The organism is Sphingomonas sp. Root710, assembly GCF_001429065.1.
Classification (GTDB): domain Bacteria; phylum Pseudomonadota; class Alphaproteobacteria; order Sphingomonadales; family Sphingomonadaceae; genus Rhizorhabdus.
In genome coordinates this window covers 604,148-621,505 of the sequence record NZ_LMIB01000012.1, presented here as the reverse complement: position 1 = coordinate 621,505, position 17,358 = coordinate 604,148, and the positions used below count along the sequence as shown (strand labels likewise).

Annotated in this window: 17 protein-coding genes and 1 tRNA gene; 7 read left to right on the top strand and 11 right to left on the bottom strand. The window is 66.0% G+C overall.

The window, feature by feature from the left end:
• The first annotated feature begins 54 nt into the window (after nt 1–54).
• The gene (locus tag ASE00_RS12915; RefSeq protein ID WP_056380833.1) at nt 55–981 is read left to right on the top strand and encodes an ArdC family protein; all 927 of its coding nucleotides are present in this window, start codon (nt 55–57) and stop codon (nt 979–981) included.
• Nucleotides 978–1,694: a hypothetical protein gene (locus ASE00_RS12910; protein WP_056380831.1), complete on the top strand. Its 717-nt coding sequence runs from the start codon at nt 978–980 to the stop codon at nt 1,692–1,694. Before ASE00_RS12915 ends, ASE00_RS12910 begins: the two co-directional genes overlap by 4 nt.
• Nucleotides 1,695–1,866: 172 nt before the next feature.
• Here ASE00_RS12910 and ASE00_RS12905 read toward each other — a convergent pair.
• Nucleotides 1,867–1,942, bottom strand: a tRNA-Ala gene (locus tag ASE00_RS12905).
• 152 nt (nt 1,943–2,094) lie between these two features.
• Nucleotides 2,095–2,412, bottom strand: coding sequence for a TIGR02300 family protein (locus ASE00_RS12900; RefSeq protein ID WP_056380829.1), 318 nt, complete (start codon nt 2,410–2,412; stop codon nt 2,095–2,097).
• Between the two features lie 116 nt (nt 2,413–2,528).
• Here ASE00_RS12900 and aroA point away from each other — a divergent pair, with 116 nt between their 5' ends.
• The 4 genes from aroA (at nt 2,529) to ASE00_RS12880 (ending at nt 7,083) form a co-directional block, all read left to right on the top strand.
• Nucleotides 2,529–3,866 carry a 3-phosphoshikimate 1-carboxyvinyltransferase gene (gene aroA, locus ASE00_RS12895; protein WP_056380827.1) on the top strand — a complete coding sequence of 446 codons (1,338 nt, stop codon included), beginning with the start codon at nt 2,529–2,531 and terminating at the stop codon, nt 3,864–3,866.
• Nucleotides 3,863–4,489, top strand: a complete 627-nt coding sequence (locus ASE00_RS12890) for a (d)CMP kinase (RefSeq protein WP_056380822.1) — start codon at nt 3,863–3,865, stop codon at nt 4,487–4,489. The genes aroA and ASE00_RS12890 overlap by 4 nt, the downstream gene beginning before the upstream one ends.
• Before the next feature lie 202 nt (nt 4,490–4,691).
• Nucleotides 4,692–6,398 (top strand): 30S ribosomal protein S1, encoded by a 1,707-nt coding sequence (rpsA, locus tag ASE00_RS12885; RefSeq protein WP_056380820.1) that lies wholly within the window; start codon nt 4,692–4,694, stop codon nt 6,396–6,398.
• A gap of 157 nt (nt 6,399–6,555) precedes the next feature.
• Nucleotides 6,556–7,083 (top strand): GNAT family N-acetyltransferase, encoded by a 528-nt coding sequence (locus ASE00_RS12880; protein WP_056380817.1) that lies wholly within the window; start codon nt 6,556–6,558, stop codon nt 7,081–7,083.
• A 14-nt stretch (nt 7,084–7,097) separates the two neighbouring features.
• On the opposite strand, the gene ASE00_RS12875 is transcribed toward ASE00_RS12880, so the two are convergent.
• From ASE00_RS12875 to ASE00_RS12845, 7 genes are all read right to left on the bottom strand, one after another.
• A complete protein-coding gene (locus ASE00_RS12875) occupies nt 7,098–8,360 on the bottom strand; it encodes a capsule biosynthesis protein (protein WP_056380815.1) in 1,263 nt (420 codons plus the stop codon).
• Nucleotides 8,357–9,895, bottom strand: coding sequence for a capsule biosynthesis protein (locus tag ASE00_RS12870; protein ID WP_056380812.1), 1,539 nt, complete (start codon nt 9,893–9,895; stop codon nt 8,357–8,359). The genes ASE00_RS12875 and ASE00_RS12870 overlap by 4 nt, the downstream gene beginning before the upstream one ends.
• Before the next feature lie 139 nt (nt 9,896–10,034).
• Nucleotides 10,035–10,592 carry a single-stranded DNA-binding protein gene (ssb, locus tag ASE00_RS12865; protein WP_056380811.1) on the bottom strand — a complete coding sequence of 186 codons (558 nt, stop codon included), beginning with the start codon at nt 10,590–10,592 and terminating at the stop codon, nt 10,035–10,037.
• 24 nt (nt 10,593–10,616) lie between these two features.
• Entirely contained in the window at nt 10,617–12,482 is a 1,866-nt protein-coding gene (gene feoB, locus ASE00_RS12860) for a ferrous iron transporter B (protein WP_056380809.1), read from the bottom strand.
• A gap of 13 nt (nt 12,483–12,495) precedes the next feature.
• Nucleotides 12,496–12,762, bottom strand: a complete 267-nt coding sequence (locus tag ASE00_RS12855; RefSeq protein ID WP_056381655.1) for a FeoA family protein — start codon at nt 12,760–12,762, stop codon at nt 12,496–12,498.
• Between the two features lie 68 nt (nt 12,763–12,830).
• Nucleotides 12,831–13,508, bottom strand: coding sequence for a COQ9 family protein (locus ASE00_RS12850; protein ID WP_056380805.1), 678 nt, complete (start codon nt 13,506–13,508; stop codon nt 12,831–12,833).
• Nucleotides 13,505–14,434 (bottom strand): DMT family transporter, encoded by a 930-nt coding sequence (locus ASE00_RS12845; protein ID WP_056380803.1) that lies wholly within the window; start codon nt 14,432–14,434, stop codon nt 13,505–13,507. Before ASE00_RS12845 ends, ASE00_RS12850 begins: the two co-directional genes overlap by 4 nt.
• 55 nt (nt 14,435–14,489) lie before the next feature.
• Here ASE00_RS12845 and ASE00_RS12840 point away from each other — a divergent pair, with 55 nt between their 5' ends.
• On the top strand, nt 14,490–15,563 hold the full coding sequence (locus tag ASE00_RS12840; protein WP_056380800.1) for an alkene reductase: 1,074 nt from the start codon (nt 14,490–14,492) through the stop codon (nt 15,561–15,563).
• Between the two features lie 43 nt (nt 15,564–15,606).
• On the opposite strand, the gene ribH is transcribed toward ASE00_RS12840, so the two are convergent.
• Nucleotides 15,607–16,026, bottom strand: coding sequence for a 6,7-dimethyl-8-ribityllumazine synthase (ribH, locus tag ASE00_RS12835; RefSeq protein ID WP_056380798.1), 420 nt, complete (start codon nt 16,024–16,026; stop codon nt 15,607–15,609).
• A gap of 2 nt (nt 16,027–16,028) precedes the next feature.
• On the bottom strand, nt 16,029–17,312 hold the full coding sequence (gene ribB, locus ASE00_RS12830; RefSeq protein WP_056380796.1) for a 3,4-dihydroxy-2-butanone-4-phosphate synthase: 1,284 nt from the start codon (nt 17,310–17,312) through the stop codon (nt 16,029–16,031).
• Between the last annotated feature and the right edge of the window lie 46 nt (nt 17,313–17,358).

The window sequence follows — 17,358 nt, the reverse complement described above, 5'->3', positions numbered from 1 at the left end:
AATTGAACCCGCGCCTTCGTGAACCTCCTCGCAGATCAGCGAGGAGGTTCGATCATGGCCCAGCTCTACGCGCGGGTGACGCAGCAGATCATCGAGGCGATCTCGGCGGGTGTCGGCGACTGTCGCATGCCCTGGCACAGGTCGGGCAATGATATCGGGGCACCGCGCAACGCCTTCAGCAAGCGCGCCTATCGCGGCCTCAATGTTGTGACTCTGTGGGCGACCGCCGAGGCTAAGGGATACGTTTCGGGCGGCTGGGCGACCTACCGGCAATGGCTTGAGGCCAACGCCCAAGTCCGCAAGGGCGAGAAGGGTACGATGGTTTACTTCTGGGAAAACCGGCAGGCTGGCGGTCGGGACGAGGGCGGCGACGAGGAGGGTGACGGCGCCAACCGGCGGTGCTTCATCGCGCGCTCCTACATGGTCTTCAACGCCGACCAGGTCGAGGGATATGTGGCGCCCGTCACCGCGCCGCTGTCGGAAGAGGGCCGGCTTGAGAAGGCTGAGGCCTTCTTCGATGCGATCGGCGCCGAGATCCGGAATGGCGGTGACCAGGCCTATTTCGACAAAGGCACCGACCATGTGCAGATGCCGGCCTTCGGCCAGTTCCGGTCGGCGCATGGCTATTATGCCGTCCTCGCCCATGAGCTGGCCCACTGGACCGGGGCGAAGCATCGTCTCGATCGGGACATGGGGAAGCGCTTCTCGATGGAGGGCCGCGCCATGGAGGAGCTCGTCGCAGAGCTTGGCGCCGCCTTCATCATGGCGGAGCTCGGCCTCGCCAATGAGCCGCGGCGCGATCATGCCGCCTATATCGCCAACTGGCTCCAGGTGTTCCAGCATTATGACCGGGCCATCTTCACTGCTGCAGCGCGGGCTCAGGCCGCCGCAGATTATCTGATCGCTAGAGCCGGAGCAGGGCTACCAGAGCGTGGAGGTTCGCTTCCGATTACGGACAACAATATGGAGAACGCTGCATGAGTGACGTGCTCCCGTCATACCGGCTGTCGAAATCGAAGATCACAGCGTTCGAACATTGCGCCAAGCGGCTGTGGCTGCAATTTCACCGCCCGGAAGTGGCCCGAATCGATCCGGGAACTCAGTCGCTGTTCAATTTCGGGCACGCGGTGGGCGCGCGCGCCCTTTCGAGCTTTCCCGCCGGCATAATGGTCGACACCGGGCAAGACATGGCTGCGGCTCTTGCTCGCACCAACGAACTCATGCTGGCCAAACCGCGTCGACCGATCTTCGAGGCGACATTTCAGCACGAAGATGTGCTCGTCCGAGTCGATATCCTGGTGCCCGCCGGCTCAGACGAGTGGTGGGCTATCGAAGTGAAAGCTTCCACGAAGCTAAAAGCCTATCAGCTTGCCGACCTGGCAACCCAAATGTGGGTAATGCACGGATGTGGCATCAAGGTGTCGAGGGCGTATCTGAGGCTAATCGCCCAGCCTTTTTCCTGGCGACGACCGAACGTTGCCCGTCTGCGGTTTCAGGATGCAGACGTTACGCGTCCGGTTAAGCGCCTGGCTTCTAAACGGGATGCTGTGATTGAAGCAGCGCGTGAGACTGCGCGGGGATCGGAGGTTGATCAGGAGATGGGAGCACAGTGCGAGCGCCCCCTAACGTGCGAATTTCGGTCTTACTGCCGAGACCTTCGTGATCAGCCGCTTTTGGCGAAGTTGAGAAATTGATCTCCGGCCTAGCTCTTGTTCGATCACAAATCGTGTTCCGTCACCGCAGTCTGTTCACCTGCGTTCGCCAGCGGACGCTTGCAGCCGATCTTTTGGTGTGGGGTCAGGTGTGGGAACGAAAACCAATCGAGCCGAAATAACTTCAGTATTTCAGTGCTTTATGGAGAGGTGGTGGTGGAGCCGAGGGGGATCGAACCCCTGACCTCTGCAATGCCATTGCAGCGCTCTCCCAGCTGAGCTACGGCCCCGTGCCATTTCGATGCGCGCCGGTTGGGCCCGGCGGCGGAGCGCGCCCTTTATGTCAGCTAGACGAGGGCTGCAAGAGCCCTTTTAGCATCGTGCGCGCTTTTTGGCGATCGGCGCGCCGGAACCCGTGTGGCGCGGGCCCGGCGCCGCCGAATCAATTCTCGTCTTCGTCGTCGGCCGTGTTCAGGCCGATATCGTCGTCGCCGCCCAGATCGACGTCGTCGTCGGGATTGGCTTCGGCCTCTTCGTCGATGTCCAGATCGTCATCGGCCAGATCGGTGTCGACGGCCTCGACCTCGGTCTCCTTCTTCGGCGCGTCGAAGGGCAGCGGCTGCTTCGACTTGAGGATGGGATCGGGCTCCCACGCTGCGCCGCATTCGATGCAGGTGACGGGATTATCCTTTTCCAGGTCGTAGAAGCGGGTGCCGCATTTCGGGCAGGTCCGCTTGGTGCCCCATTCAGGTTTCACCACGGTTCAGCAACTCCAGTCGAAAAATGAGGAAACCGCATGCCCGGCCGAGTCAGCAGAACACGCGAAACGCCGCGCGCCTTGCCATAGCGGAACGCCGCTGTCAAAAGCCGCGCCCTATGCACGCATCGCTTCCCCAGTCCGCAAGCTTCTCGGCGTCCGGCCCGCTCAACGGGCAGGCCGCCGTTCCGGGCGACAAGTCGATCTCCCACCGCGCGCTGATGCTGTCGGCGCTGGCGGTCGGCGAAAGCCGGGTCGAAGGTCTGCTGACCGGCGAGGATGTGCTGGCCACCGCCGCCGCGATGCGGGCGATGGGTGCCACCATCGAGCGTGGCGAAGACGATGTCTGGCGCATCTACGGCGTCGGCGTCGGCGGGCTGCTCCAGCCCGAAACCGCGCTCGACATGGGCAATTCGGGCACCTCGACCCGGCTGCTGATGGGCCTGGTCGCCTCGCACCCGATCACCGCCACCTTTACCGGCGACGCCTCGCTGTCGAAGCGGCCGATGAACCGGGTGATCGAGCCGCTGTCGCTGATGGGGGCGGACGTGACCGCGAGCCCCGGAGGCCGTCTGCCGTTGATGCTGCGAGGGATCAGTCCCGCCGTGCCGATCGGATATCGCCTGCCGGTCGCGTCGGCGCAGGTGAAGTCGGCGGTGCTGCTCGCGGGCCTCAACACCCCCGGCATCACCCGGGTGATCGAGCCGGTGGCGACCCGCGACCATAGCGAGCGGATGCTGAAAGGCTTCGGCGCGGAGCTGTCGGTCGAGCAGGATGCCGACGGCGCGCGGATCATCTCGATCCGCGGCGAGGCCGAGCTTCGCCCGCAGCATATCGTCGTGCCCGGCGATCCGTCCTCGGCGGCCTTCCCGGTGGTCGCGGCGCTGCTCGTGCCGGGGTCGGAGGTGACCGTCACCAATGTCGGCCTCAACCCCACCCGCGCGGCCCTGTTCGACGTGCTGCGGATGATGGGCGGCGACATCGCGTTCATCAACGCGCGCGAGGTGGGCGGGGAGCCGGTTGCCGACATCGTCGTGCGCTACTCGTCGCTCAAGGGCATCGAGACCCCGGTCGAGACGGTCGCGGCGATGGTCGACGAATATCCGATCCTGTTCGTCGCGGCGGCGCTGGCCGAGGGACGCACCGTGGCGCGCGGGCTGGAGGAACTGCGGGTCAAGGAATCGGACCGGATCGCGGTGATGGCCGAAGGGCTGCGCGCGATCGGCGCGCGGGTCGAGGAGCTTGAGGACGGGCTGATCATCGACGGCACCGGCGGCGATAGGCTGCCCGGCGGCGCCACGATCGCGGCGCGGCTCGATCACCGTATCGCGATGAGCTTCGCGGTCGCGGGGCTGGTGTCCAAGGCGCCCGTTGTCATCGACGACATGAGCCCGGTCGCGACCAGCTTCCCGGTCTTCGCCGCGCTGATGACCGGCCTGGGGGCCGAGATTGCATGATCATCGCGGTCGACGGACCCGCGGCGTCGGGCAAGGGCACGATCGCCCGGGCGCTGGCGCGGCATTATGGCCTGCCGCACCTCGACACCGGGCTGCTCTATCGGGCGGTCGGGATAGAGGTGCTCCGCGCCGGGGGCGATCCGTCCGATGCGCTGGATGCGCTCCGCGCCTGTGGTTTCGATTCAGCGCTGCTGGCCCAGCCCGAGCTGAAGACCGAGGCGGCGGGCAAGGCGGCGTCGCTGGTGTCGGTCCACCCCCAGGTGCGCGAGGCGCTGCTCGAGCGTCAGCGCGGCTTCGCGGCCCAGCCCGGCGGCGCGGTGCTCGACGGCCGCGACATCGGCACCGTCATCGCGCCCGAGGCTGATGCCAAGCTGTTCGTGACCGCCAGCCCCAAGGTGCGGGCCGAACGCCGCTTCCGGGAGCTCGAATCGATGGGGGCCGGGGTCGGCTTCGACGACGTCCTGGCCGATATCCTCGCCCGTGATGAGCGCGACATGGGGCGGTCCGCCGCGCCGCTGCGGCAGGCTGAGGATGCCGACTTGCTCGATACGAGCGATCTGAGTATAGACGCCGCCGTCCAGCGGGCGATTTCGCTCGTGGAAGGCCGTACGGCAGACCGCTAAAAAAGAGGTCGCCCAGCAGGCGTGACGAGGGTCCGGCAGCAGTGTCGATCCCTTGGCGCGCCTTTCTGCATTGTCCGCAGGCCTGCCGCGAATGAACCGCGCAACGGATGCCTTGCGGGCATGGGGCTCGCAGGGCGTTCTGGCCCCAAGACCTCCGGAGACAACCGGATGGCCGGAATATAACGAACAGGAACTCTAACTTATGGCCACTTCGGCAAATCCGAGCCGCGACGATTTCGCGGCCCTCCTCAATCAGACTCTCGGCGGCGAGAACGAAGGCTTCGAAGGCCGCGTCGTCAAGGGCACCGTCACCGCGATCGAAAACGACATGGCCGTCATCGACGTCGGCCTGAAGTCCGAAGGCCGCGTGGCGCTCCGCGAGTTCGCGGCCCCCGGCCAGAAGGCCGACCTGAAGGTCGGTGACGAGGTCGAAGTCTATGTCGACCGCGTCGAGAACGTCCATGGCGAAGCGATGCTCAGCCGCGACCGCGCCCGCCGCGAAGCCGCCTGGGACAAGCTGGAAGCCGAGTTCGGCCAGTCGAGCCGCGTCGAAGGCGTGATCTTCGGCCGCGTCAAGGGCGGCTTCACCGTCGACCTGAACGGCGCCGTGGCCTTCCTGCCCGGTTCGCAGGTCGACATCCGCCCCGTGCGCGACGTCACCCCGCTGATGGACATCCCGCAGCCCTTCCAGATCCTCAAGATGGATCGCCGCCGCGGCAACATCGTCGTGTCGCGCCGCGCCGTCCTCGAAGAGACCCGCGCCGAGCAGCGTTCGGGCCTGATCCAGTCGCTCGCCGAAGGCCAGGTGATCGAGGGTGTCGTCAAGAACATCACCGATTACGGCGCATTCGTCGACCTGGGCGGCATCGACGGCCTGCTCCACGTCACCGACCTCAGCTACAAGCGCGTTGGCCATCCGAACGAGATGATCAACATCGGCGACGTCGTGAAGGTGCAGATCATCCGCATCAACAAGGACACGCAGCGCATCTCGCTCGGCATGAAGCAGCTTGAGAGCGATCCGTGGGAAGGCGCCGGCGCCAAGTACCCGATCGGCGGCAAGTTCTCGGGCCGTGTCACCAACATCACCGAATATGGCGCTTTCGTCGAGCTCGAGCCGGGCATCGAGGGTCTCGTCCACGTGTCGGAGATGAGCTGGACCAAGAAGAACGTCCACCCGGGCAAGATCGTCTCGACCAGCCAGGAAGTCGAAGTCGTCATCCTCGAGGTCGACGCCGACAAGCGCCGTATCTCGCTCGGCCTCAAGCAGGCGATCAACAACCCGTGGGAGAGCTTCGCCGAAGCGCATCCCGTGGGCTCGACCGTTGAGGGCGAAGTCAAGAACGCGACCGAGTTCGGCCTGTTCATCGGCCTCGACAACGATGTCGACGGCATGGTCCACATGTCCGACATCGCCTGGGGCGTTTCGGGTGAGGAAGCTCTGGCGCTCCACCACAAGGGTGAGACCGTCAAGGCTGTCGTGCTCGACATCGACTCCGAGAAGGAGCGCATCTCCCTCGGCATCAAGCAGCTCGAGCGTGGCGGCGTTTCGTCGGCTCCGTCCGACGGCTCGAAGCTCAACAAGAACGCCGTCGTCACCGTCACCGTCATGGCGATCACCGACGGCGGCCTCGAAGTACAGGCCGGCGACGATGGCGCAGTTGGCTTCATCAAGCGTGGCGACCTTGGCCGCGACCGCGACGAGCAGCGTCCGGAGCGTTTCCAGGTCGGCCAGAAGTTCGACGCGATGGTGACCGGCTTCGACCGTTCCAAGAAGCCGACCTTCTCGGTCAAGGCGATGCAGATCGCCGAAGAGAAGCAGGCCGTCGCGCAGTACGGCTCGTCCGACTCGGGCGCGTCGCTCGGCGACATCCTCGGCGAAGCGCTCAAGAAGCGCGACGCCAGCTAAGCCCAGGCTTAGGTCTAAAGATCAGGGCGCCGGGGAGTTAGCAGGTCGATCATGCTCCCAGCATGGTCTGCGGAGTGCGGGGCACTCCGCACCTGTATACTCTCCGCGCCCTTTTCTTTGCATGACGGGCTGGCGGTGATTGGCTAGTCTGACGTTCATGGTCCAGATCCGCCACGCCCATATCGAAGAAGCGCCCACCCTTGCGGCGCTCAAGCTCGCCACGTTCCGCCAGACCTTCCTCGACGAGGGTTTTGCCATTCCCTATCCGCCCGCCGATCTCGCGATCTTCGAGGCCGATTCCTATTCGGCCGACGTCGTCGCGGCCGAAATCGCCGATCCCGAACGGCAGAACTGGGTCGCCGAGGACTGGGACGGGCGGCTGCTCGGCTATGCGCAGGTCGGCCCATGCAAACTCCCCCATCCCGAAGCGGGGCCGGCTCAGGGCGAACTCTACCAGCTCTATGTGCTGCGCGAGGCGCAGGGACAGAAGCTCGGCAAGCAACTGCTCGATGTCGCGATGGCGCATCTCGCCAAGACGCGGCCCGGCCCGATCTGGCTCGGCGTCTGGTCGGGCAATGAAAAGGCGCAGGCAGTCTATCTCGCGAGCGGATTCCGGAAAGTCGGCGACTACCGCTTCAAGGTCGGCAGCTGGTACGACGAGGAATATATCTTCCGAAAAGGCTGACCGCCTCGGGCGGTCTATTCCGCGGCCTGCGCGGTCCCGGCGATATGCTTGTTCAGGTCGATGATCATCGAGGCTTGGACGAGGCGCGCGATCGATCCTTCGACCAGCATCTCGATCCCCTCGTCGCTGGCAAAGCCGCCATAGACCAGGCAGCGTGCCTGAAGGACGCGCGAGAAGGCGTCCCAGATCTTGGGATCGGGCGGGGTCGGATTGCCCCAGAAGGCATCGAGCGGACCGTCGAAGGTGATGCCGGGTATGTTGTAGACCGCCTGGCCGAGCGCGATCACGGGCACGCCGGAAGCGAGCGCCAGTGTGCCGGTGGTGCTGTTGACCGTGACGACGCCGAGCGAACCGCCGACGATGTCGCCGATATGGCCGCCCTTGGCAAAGACCACCCGGTTCTCGACACCGAGGCGACGGGCTTCTCGGCGGATGAAGCGCTGCCAGCTGAACAGGCTGCTGTCGAGCGGATGCTCCTTGACGAGCAGCAGCGTGTCCGACGGCGCCGAGCGCGCGAAGCTCTCGATGACATAGGAGGCGCCGGCCTGCATCGTGCCGAACAGCGAATGGACGCGGATCTGGTGGTCCGACGATAGCTGGAGCGGCAGAGTGAAATAGCGCTTGCCCTCGAGCTTCGCGAGTTCGGTCTCGGCCTGGTCCTCATGATGCTTGCGCAGCGCGAACTGCTTGAGCCAGCCGAGCGCTTCGGCCGATGCGGACCGGTCGCGGTGGGACTTATAATGCGGGAAGCGCCATTTGCCGAGCGTGGTGCGGGCGTAATAGCTGGTTGCCTCCTGCGCACGGCGGCGGAAGCGCGACGGCACCTCGGCCAAGTTCGCCAGCGGCGGCAGCGTCCGAGCGGCGTTCAGATACCATTTCGGATCGCGCGGCAGTGTCGAATGCCCGTTGACCCCGTCGAGTTCGAGCGTCGCCCAGTTCGGCCGGATATAGCCCTCTTCGAAGACATGGACGCGCACGCCCCGGAGCCGCGCCATGCCGCGCGCGGCGTTATGGAGGGGGCGGCAGTCGCCGAACAGGATGACGTCGGTGATCGCATGCTGAACCAGATAATCATCGACGAAGCTGGGCCAGCGTTCGGCCGTGCCGCGATAATCGATCGCCGGGCCAGACCATGAGGCGACGTCGCCGGCGTTCAGGTTGATGCGGTGGACGGCATGCCCGAGCACCCGCAACGCGGAGCCGAGCCGGTCGAAGAACGGTCCAGGCGGCCCCTGAAGGAACAGGAAGCGCTGCTTGGCAATATCGTGCAATTTCAAGCCTTGCCTCCCGCGCCCGCCAGGCCACGCCGCAGACGTCCCTGCAGCCGCCGGAAGCGAGTGAGCAGAGTTTCCTGAGGAACGGGCTGGGCCGCCAGTCTTTCGACCAGTATCTCTGGAGGACAGGGCAATTTCGTGACCGGGTCCAGATAATGGGGATACAGGATCAAGGTTGCCGCCACGATCTGCGCCTTTGTTACGTTGCGGCCCCTGCGCCGTTCAATGGGCGGTGCCAGGTCTCGCGTCAATCCCCAACCTGCATAGAAGGGCTGGCCGTGGGTCACCACTTCGCAGCCCCGGATCAGCGCCTCGAACCCCGCGAGCGAGGTCAGGACATGGACCGCGTCGACGCTGTCGAGCAGCGACGCCATCGGCACGTCGCGGACGACCTGATCGGCATATCGCAGAGCATCGGCATCGGCGACGCGCCCGCGCCGGTGCCCGGCATCGACATCCGGGTGGGGCTTGAAGATCAGATAGGCGTCGGGTTCGGCTGCCCGGGCGCGACGGATGAGGTCGAGATTGCCTTTCACCCCGGCCCCGCCGAGTTGCACCGACAGGTCGTCCTCCACCTGCCCGGTTACCAGCACGAGGCGGCGGCCCTGCACCGGGCGGTCGAATGGCCGCCCGCCGCTGGCATATTTGCTGATCCCGGCATCGACGACATCGCGCATCAGCCGCTCGGCGCGTGCGATCAGCACCGGATTGTCGATCGGTGTGGCGATCAGCGTTTCGAGGTCCGACGGGCGGGAAGGGTCGAGGTGGAGGCCGCTGCGGTCGAGGATGATCGAATGGGGCGGATGACAATCGCTACCCAGGCCGGTCGAACGGAGGAAGCCGTCCTCGACCGGATGGACGGTGACGCCATGTGCGGCGGCTTCGGCATCGAGACCGCGCGGCGCCTTGGATGGCCACACCGCGATCACCCCCTGGCTGGCGCGGGCGTTGCGAACCGCCTCTTCGGCGGTGCGTGCGAAATAGAGTGGCTCGCCCGGCCACAGCATCACCTCGACCTCGCGCCGTTTCCATCGGGCGATGCCCGCCGCAACCGCCAGCCCGCGATTGCGGTCGATTGCCTGCCGCCAGAAGCCCAGCTGCTCGATCGCCGCCTCGACCGGAACCGGGCGTCCCGAATAAGGATCGCGATAGCTGGCCGCGTCGACCAGCCAGGTCGTGACCGCCCGCTCGAGCGGATCGGGGCGGCCATCGCGGGCGATGTCGGCGAAACGGCCGCCGCTCCGCCAGTCGACGTCGGCACCCGCCATCCAGGCGATCAGCCCGCGTTCGTCGTCGCCGGATGCCGCGAACGCGTCATCGCGCCCGGCCACCTGCCAGGGATCGGCCTTGCCGCCTTTCCAGAAATCGCCGCCGATCCGCGCGTCCACAATCTGTTCGACGATCAACCGCGCCCGTTCAACCTCGGCCGGGCTCAGCGCAATACGCGGGGACGGCGTCGTCACCGGCCGGCTCACCGCGGCGGTGGCGGCGGGAATACCGGGAAAGGGCGGGGATCGCAGGACCGGTGTGAAGGTCATCTATCGTATCGCCCGGGCACGCGCTGACTTACACATCGCGGGAAAATACGCCCCCGCCGGTTTCGATCAAGCGATTACGCCCGGCCTAAACCATTTCGCCCACGGTTTGTCCGATTTTTGATCGGCTTTGACGGAAAGCTCAAAAAGGCACGTCGTCGTCGAGGTCGCCGGCGTCGAAAGGATCGGACTTGCGGCCTGCCGGTGCGCTGGAGCCGCCGCGGCCGCTACCGCCGCCGAAGCCCGCACCGCTGCCATAACCGCCGTCGTCGTCGCCCCAGCCGCCGCCACCGCCGCCGCCCGAGCTCATGCCGCCCCCGCCGCCGCCACCACTGCGATCACCGCCACCAGGCCCGTCGAGCATCACCAGCACGGCGTTGAAGCCCTGCAGCACGACTTCGGTAGAATATTTCTCAACCCCGGCATTATCGGTCCATTTCCGGGTCTGCAGCTGGCCTTCGAGATAGACCTTGCTGCCCTTGCGCAGATAGCGTTCGGCGACGTTGGCAAGACCTTCGTTGAAGATCGCGACCGAATGCCATTCGGTCTTGTCGCGGCGCTCGCCGGTGTTGCGATCCTTCCATTGTTCCGATGTGGCGACGCGCAGGTTCACCACTTTGCCGCCATTCTGGAAACTGCGCGATTCGGGATCGCGTCCCAGATTGCCGACGAGGATCACCTTGTTCACGCTGCCAGCCACGGCCGTCTCCTTATTGGGGATGCTCTAGAGTCCCAGAGCGATTGCGGCCCAATAGGTAACGCCTGCGGCGAGATATGCCAGCGCGAAGAGATAGGCGAGCATGAAGCCCGTCCATTTCCAGCCATTGGTCTCGCGCCGGACCACGGCGATCGTCGAGATGCATTGCGGAGCGAAGACGAACCAGGCGAGGAAGGCCAACGCGGTCGGCAGCGACCAGCGGCCCTGGAGCCGGCCGATCAGCGACCTTTCCTGCACCGTCTCGTCCTCGGCGTCGATCGCATAGACGGTGGCGAGCGCCGAGACCGCCACCTCGCGCGCCGCCATCGCGGGGATCAGCGCCAGCGCCATGTCGCGGTTGAAGCCGATCGGGCGGAAGACCGGCTCGATCGCGTTGGCGGTGCGCCCGGCGATCGAATAGTCGATCGCTGGCTGATCATAGCCGGCAGGCGGCTTGGGGTAGGAGACGAGCAGCCACAGGACGACGGTGGTGGCGGCGATGATCGTGCCGGCGCGCTTGAGGAAGATCATCGCGCGCTGCCACAGGCCCAGCGCGATATCGCGCAGGATCGGCATCTGGTAGCGCGGCATCTCCATCATGAAGCCGGGCGGCGATCCCTTGGTGACGGTCCGACGCAGGACGAAGGCGACGATCATCGCCCCCGTGACACCCGCGATGTAGAGGCAGAAGAGGACCAGCCCCTGCAGGCCGATCCCTGGCCCGACGTCGCGGGCCGGAATGAAGGCGCCGATCACCACCGCATAGACGGGCAGGCGCGCGGAGCAGGTCATCAGCGGTGCGATCAGGATGGTGGTCAGCCGGTCCTTGGGATCGTCGATCGTGCGCGTCGCCATGATGCCGGGAATGGCGCAGGCGAAAGAGGACAGCAGCGGGATAAAGGCGCGGCCCGACAGGCCGACCCGCGCCATCAGATGATCCATGATGAAGGCGGCGCGGACCATATAGCCCGACGCCTCGAGCAGCAGGATGAACAGGAAAAGGATCAGGATCTGGGGCAGGAAGACCACCACCGCGCCGACACCCGCGAGCAGCCCTTCGGTGATCAGCGAGCGCAGGAAACCTGCGGGCATTGCCGCCCGCACCATGTCCTGCAGGCTGGCGACACCGGCGTCGATCATGTCGGACGGCACGGTCGACCAGGCGAACACCGCCTGGAACATCACGAACAGGATCGTCGCGAGCAGCACGGGCCCGATCAGCGGGTGGAGCGCGATCGCATCGGCGCGGTGGCTCCAGCGGCGCTTGAAATTCTCCTCGGTGGTCGCCGCGACGGCGATCGCCCGGGCGCGGCGCTGCAGTTCGACGATGTCCTGATGCGGGGCCGGGTCGTCTCCTGCCAAGACGCGGACCGCACCGCCGGGCGCAAGCAATCCGATCGCCGCCTTGAGTTCGTCGATGCCTTTCCTGCGCACCGCGACGGTGGGGATGACCGGCACCCCCAATTCGGCGGACAGCTTGGCCGCGTCGATCTTCAGGCCGTCGCGTTCGGCCATGTCGACCATGTTGAGCGCAACCACCGCGGGCAAGCCCAGCGCGACCAGTTGCAGCGCGAAGCGGAGGTGATTGTCGAGATTGGTCGCGTCGACGACGATCAGCAGCGCCGATGGCAGCCTTTCGCCTGCCTGCCTGCCAAGCAGCACGTCGTGCGTCACCGCCTCGTCGGGGCTCGAAGGCTCTAGGCTATAGGTGCCGGGAAGATCGAGCATCTCGACCGGGCGGCCATCGGCCAGTGACATCCGTCCAGACTTCCGCTCGACGGTGACGCCCGGATAGTTGCCCACCTTCTGCCGCGCGCCGGTCAGCGCGTTGAACAGCGCGCTCTTGCCGGCATTGGGATTGCCGACCAGCGCGACCAGGGGTGTGGAATTCATCGGCGGGGATGGATCATTTGGCGCGGTGAAGTCCCACGGCAATCGCGGCGGCCTGGGCGGTGCGCAGCGCAACGGTCATGCGTCCGATGCGGCAGGCGATCGGGTCGATTCCGAAGGGGCCCTTGTGCAGCTTTTCGACCGGCACGCCCTCGTCGACGCCAAGCTCGCGCAAGCGGCGCGCATCCTTTTCGCTGAGGATCGCCCAATCGACGCGGACGATGTCGCCACCGCTTTTCATCGGCAGCTTGTCGAGCGTGATCGTGTTGGCATCGGTCGTCATGATGCGATTGATTATCAATAACGATGGCGAAAGGCGAGTCAAAACTCGCGTCCGCAGTGGATCGCGCCCTATCCCTCTAGCCGGTAGCGCAGCCGCCCGAGAACGCGGGCGGGGCTGAAATGGCGATCGGGATCGGGCTTGAGCCGGGCCTTGAGTTTCTCGACCTTCATCACATCGTCGATACGTCGGTCGAGGAAGGCCCGGGTGTCCGCGAAGCCTTCGCTGTCATCGTCCATCCAGGCCATCAGCGTCGCCGAATAGACGGCGGCGAGGGTTGCGCGTTTGGTGTACCAGGCGGCATCGACGCTGCTGTCGCCGGCCGCACGCCACATCGCGTCGGCGGCGCGCCAGCACAGCCGGGCGGCGCGCGCCATATTGGCTGGCCGGGCGAGGATCGCGAGCGCGCGGCGCAGCGCGTCGGGATGCGCCGAGGCCTCGTCGAGCCGGGCGAGCACCGCACCGCGGATGCGGTCGCGGATCTTCCAGCCGGATGCGCCCGCCGCATCGAGCTTCGCGGCCATGTGCGCGTCGATGACGGCGAACCATGCGTCGATCATCTCGATGGCTCCACCGGGAAAGCAGAGCGCGGCGCGATCGGCGGGGATGCCAAGTTCAGCGGCGGCGCCCGCCAATGCGGTTTCGGTCCAGCCGTCGAACACCGCATGTCCCGCGATGCGTTCCGCGAGAGCGACGCGAAGTTCGTCGAGGGTCATCTCGGTGGCGGGGATGGTGTCGGGCGCGGTCATGGCGTTGCTTCTACCGCCACCCGTTCGGGCGCGCCAGACTTGCCGCTGCGGACCAGGACGAGCGCGGCGCAGATCGCAAGTCCGCCGAGGATGTCGAGCAATCCCAGCCGCTCGCCATAGCGCAACGAGCCGATCAGGGCGCTGATGAAGGGCTGGATCAGCAGACCGAGGCCGATCACCAGCGGCGGCAGGTGGCCGATCGCATAGACCATCAGGCCCTGGCCGATGACCTGGCTGCCCAACGCCAGCAGGATCAGTGGCCCCCACGCATCCGGCAGAATCTTCCCGCCGGCGATCCATGCGAAGAACAGCAGCGGAGCGAGGCCTGCGATCGTGGAAATGAGCAGCAGCGGGATGGGCTGAAGCAGGCCGCGGGCGCGGCCCATCGCCAGCAGATAACCGGTGTAGAGGACGCCCGCGAGGATGCAGAGCAAGTCGCCGGTAAGATAGCGGCGGTCGACGTCATAGGAGCGGCCGAGCAACAGCATCGTGCCGGCCATCGCGAGCAGCAACGCAGTCGCCTGTGCGAGTTCGGGCCGCCGCCGTGCGCTGATGAGCGCGATGACGGGCAGCAGGAAACTGGCGAAATTGCCGAACAGCGTCGCATTGGCGAGCTTGGTGTGCAGGATGCCCATATGCCAGGCGCCCAGATCGGCCGCGAAGCACAGCCCGCCGATCGCGACCACGCCCAGCATCGACGGAGACAGCCGGGGAATGGGCTGGCGCGCCAACCGCGCCAGCAGCAGGAGGAAGGGCACCGCGAGTGCCAGCCGCCAAAACCCCGAAGCGAGCGGCGACACGTCGGTCAGGCGCACCATCCAGGGGCCGAAGGCGAGCGCGATATTGCCGCCGACCATCGCCGCATAGCCGCGCACAGAAGCGCTTTCACGGGGGGCAGCAAATCTTGTTTCGTCGTCAGGATGCATGTTGCCGATGTCCGTCCTACCTCTTGGCCACTGAAGCAAGTGCGAAAGGCGAAACATGCCCTCTCTTTTCGATCCCATTTCCCTTGGCGCGATTGAGGCGCGCAACCGGATCATCATGGCGCCGCTCACGCGCGCCCGCGCGACCCGCGAGGCGGTGCCTACCCCGGTGATGGCCGAATATTATGCCCAGCGCGCCTCGGCAGGGCTGATCATCAGCGAGGCGACCGGGATCAGCCGCCTCGGCCTCGGCTGGCCCTTTGCGCCTGGCCTGTGGAATGACGAACAGGTCACGGCCTGGGGTCCGGTGACCGACGCCGTCCATGCGGCGGGCGGCAGGATCGTGGCGCAGCTGTGGCATATGGGCCGTCTGGTCCATCCGTCGGTCGGCGGCGGCCAGCCGGTGTCCTCTTCGGCGATCACCGCGCCCGACCATGCGCACACCTATGAGGGTAATCAGCCCTATGTCGAACCGCGGCCGCTGGAGATCGATGAGATCCCTGCTTTGCTGGCCGATTTCGCGCAGGCTGCGCGCAACGCGATCGCGGCTGGGTTCGACGGAGTGCAGATCCACGCCGCCAACGGCTATCTGATCGACCAGTTTCTGCGCGACGGCGTCAACAAGCGCACGGACGCCTATGGCGGATCGATCGAAAACCGCCTCCGCCTGCTCGGCGAAGTCACGCGGACCGTGGTAGAGGCGGTCGGTGCGGATCGCACCGGCGTCCGGCTGTCGCCCAGCGGCCTCGTCCAGGGGACCGACGACAGCAACCCCGCGCCGTTGTTCACCGCCGCTGCGGCGCTGCTGTCGGATATCGGCATCGCCTTTCTGGAGGTGCGCGAGCCGCAGGGCGAGAATCCCTCCATCCCCAACGCGCAGCCGCCGATCGCGCCGGCGATGCGCGCGGCGTTCAAGGGGGCCTTCATCCTCAATTCGAATTTCGACCGCGCGGGCGGACAGGCGGTGCTGGATGCGGGGCTAGCCGACGCGATCAGCTTTGGCCGGCCGTTCATCGCCAATCCAGACCTGCCCAGGCGCTTCGAGCAGGACCTCGCGCTGGCGAAGGGCAACCCGGCGACCTATTACAGCCAGGGGCCCGAGGGCTATGTGGATTATCCGGCGGTAGCGTGAACGGCAAAGCCCTCTTCCCGATGCGGAAGAGGGCACAGGCCCGTCAGCCGAACTGTTCGCGCAGTTCCATCATCCGGATCGCCGCCTTGGCAGCCTCGCCGCCCTTGTCCTTTTCGCTGCGCTTGGCGCGGGCCAGCGCCTGCGCCTCGTTTTCGACGGTGAGGATGCCGTTGCCGATCGCGAGACTGTCCATCGATAGCGCCATCAGCCCGCGCGCGCTCTCGTTCGAGACCACTTCGAAATGATAGGTCTCACCACGGATGATCACGCCGAGCGCGACGAAGCCGTCATAGCGGCCGCTTTCCGCAGCCATCGCAATCGCGCCGGGGACTTCGAGCGCGCCGGGGACGGTGACCGTCTCATGCTTGTGGCCCGCTTCCTCGATCGCGGTGCGCGCGCCATCGAGCAGCATGTCGTTGAGATGATCGTAGAAGCGCGCCTCTACGATGAGCAGCTTGGCCATGATCAGGCTTTCTCTTCTTCGATGGGGATGGGGCGCTCCCCTACGATCGACAGGCCATAGCCGTCCAGCGCGATCAGCGTGTGGTGTGAGTTGGTGAGCAGCACCATGTCGTGCACGCCGAGTTCGGTCAGGATCTGCGCGCCGACACCATAGTCGCGCAACTCGTCCATCGCCGAATCGTCTTCCTTTTCGTGTGCCGCGACAGCGCGGCTCATCCAGCCTTCGACCGGCCGGTTGAGGATGACCAGGACGCCCGACCCCTCCTCGGCGATGATCTCCATCGAACGCTGGATCATGTCGCCGCGCGGGCCGCGCTCGCCATAGACGTCGGTGAAGGGCGACAGCAGGTGCATGCGGACCAGCGTCGGCTTGTCGGGATCGATATGGCCTTTGACCAGCGCGGTCTGCTCGGTGCCGGTGGCCTTGTTGTAGAAGGTCATCAACTTCCACTCGCCGCCCCAGCGGCTGGTGAAGCGCGCCTCGGCCCGCCTCTCGACGAGATGGTCGTTCTTGCGGCGATAGGCGATCAGGTCGCGGATCGTGCCGATCTTGAGCTTGTGGGTGCGGGCGAACTCGACCAGCGTGTCCATCCGCGCCATCGTGCCGTCGTCGTTCATGATCTCGCAGATCACCCCCGACGGGTTGAGGCCCGCGAGGCGCGATACGTCGACCGCCGCCTCGGTGTGCCCGGCGCGGATCAGCACGCCGCCCGGCTTGGCGACCAGCGGGAAGACATGGCCCGGGGTCACGATATGCTCGGGCCCCTTCGACGTGTCGATCGCCACCGCGACGGTGCGGGCGCGGTCGGCCGCGGAAATGCCGGTGGTGACGCCGTCGCGCGCCTCGATCGAGACGGTGAAGGCGGTTTCGTGCCGCGTGCCGTTGTTGCGGCTCATCAGCGGCAGCCCGAGCTGGTCGACCCGCTCCTTGGTGAGCGACAGGCAGATCAGGCCGCGGCCATATTTGGCCATGAAGTTGATCGCATCGGGGGTCGCCATCTGCGCGGGGATGATGAGGTCGCCCTCATTCTCGCGATCCTCGTCGTCGACCAGGATGAACATGCGGCCGTTGCGCGCCTCGTCGATGATCTCCTCGATCGGCGAAAGGCCCGAATAGGACAGGTAGCGCTCGAGTTTCTTCAGCGTGTCGGCGGTCGGGTTCCAGTCGTCCTCGTCGAGCGACCGCAGCGAGTTCGGGTGGAGACCGGCCGCGCGGGCGAGACCGGAACGGGAGATGCCGCGCTCGGCGACGGCATCACGAATGCGGGTGACAAGATCGATGCTCATGTGGAACGGCTATCACAGCGGAACATGAGTCTCCAAGGAAATTCAC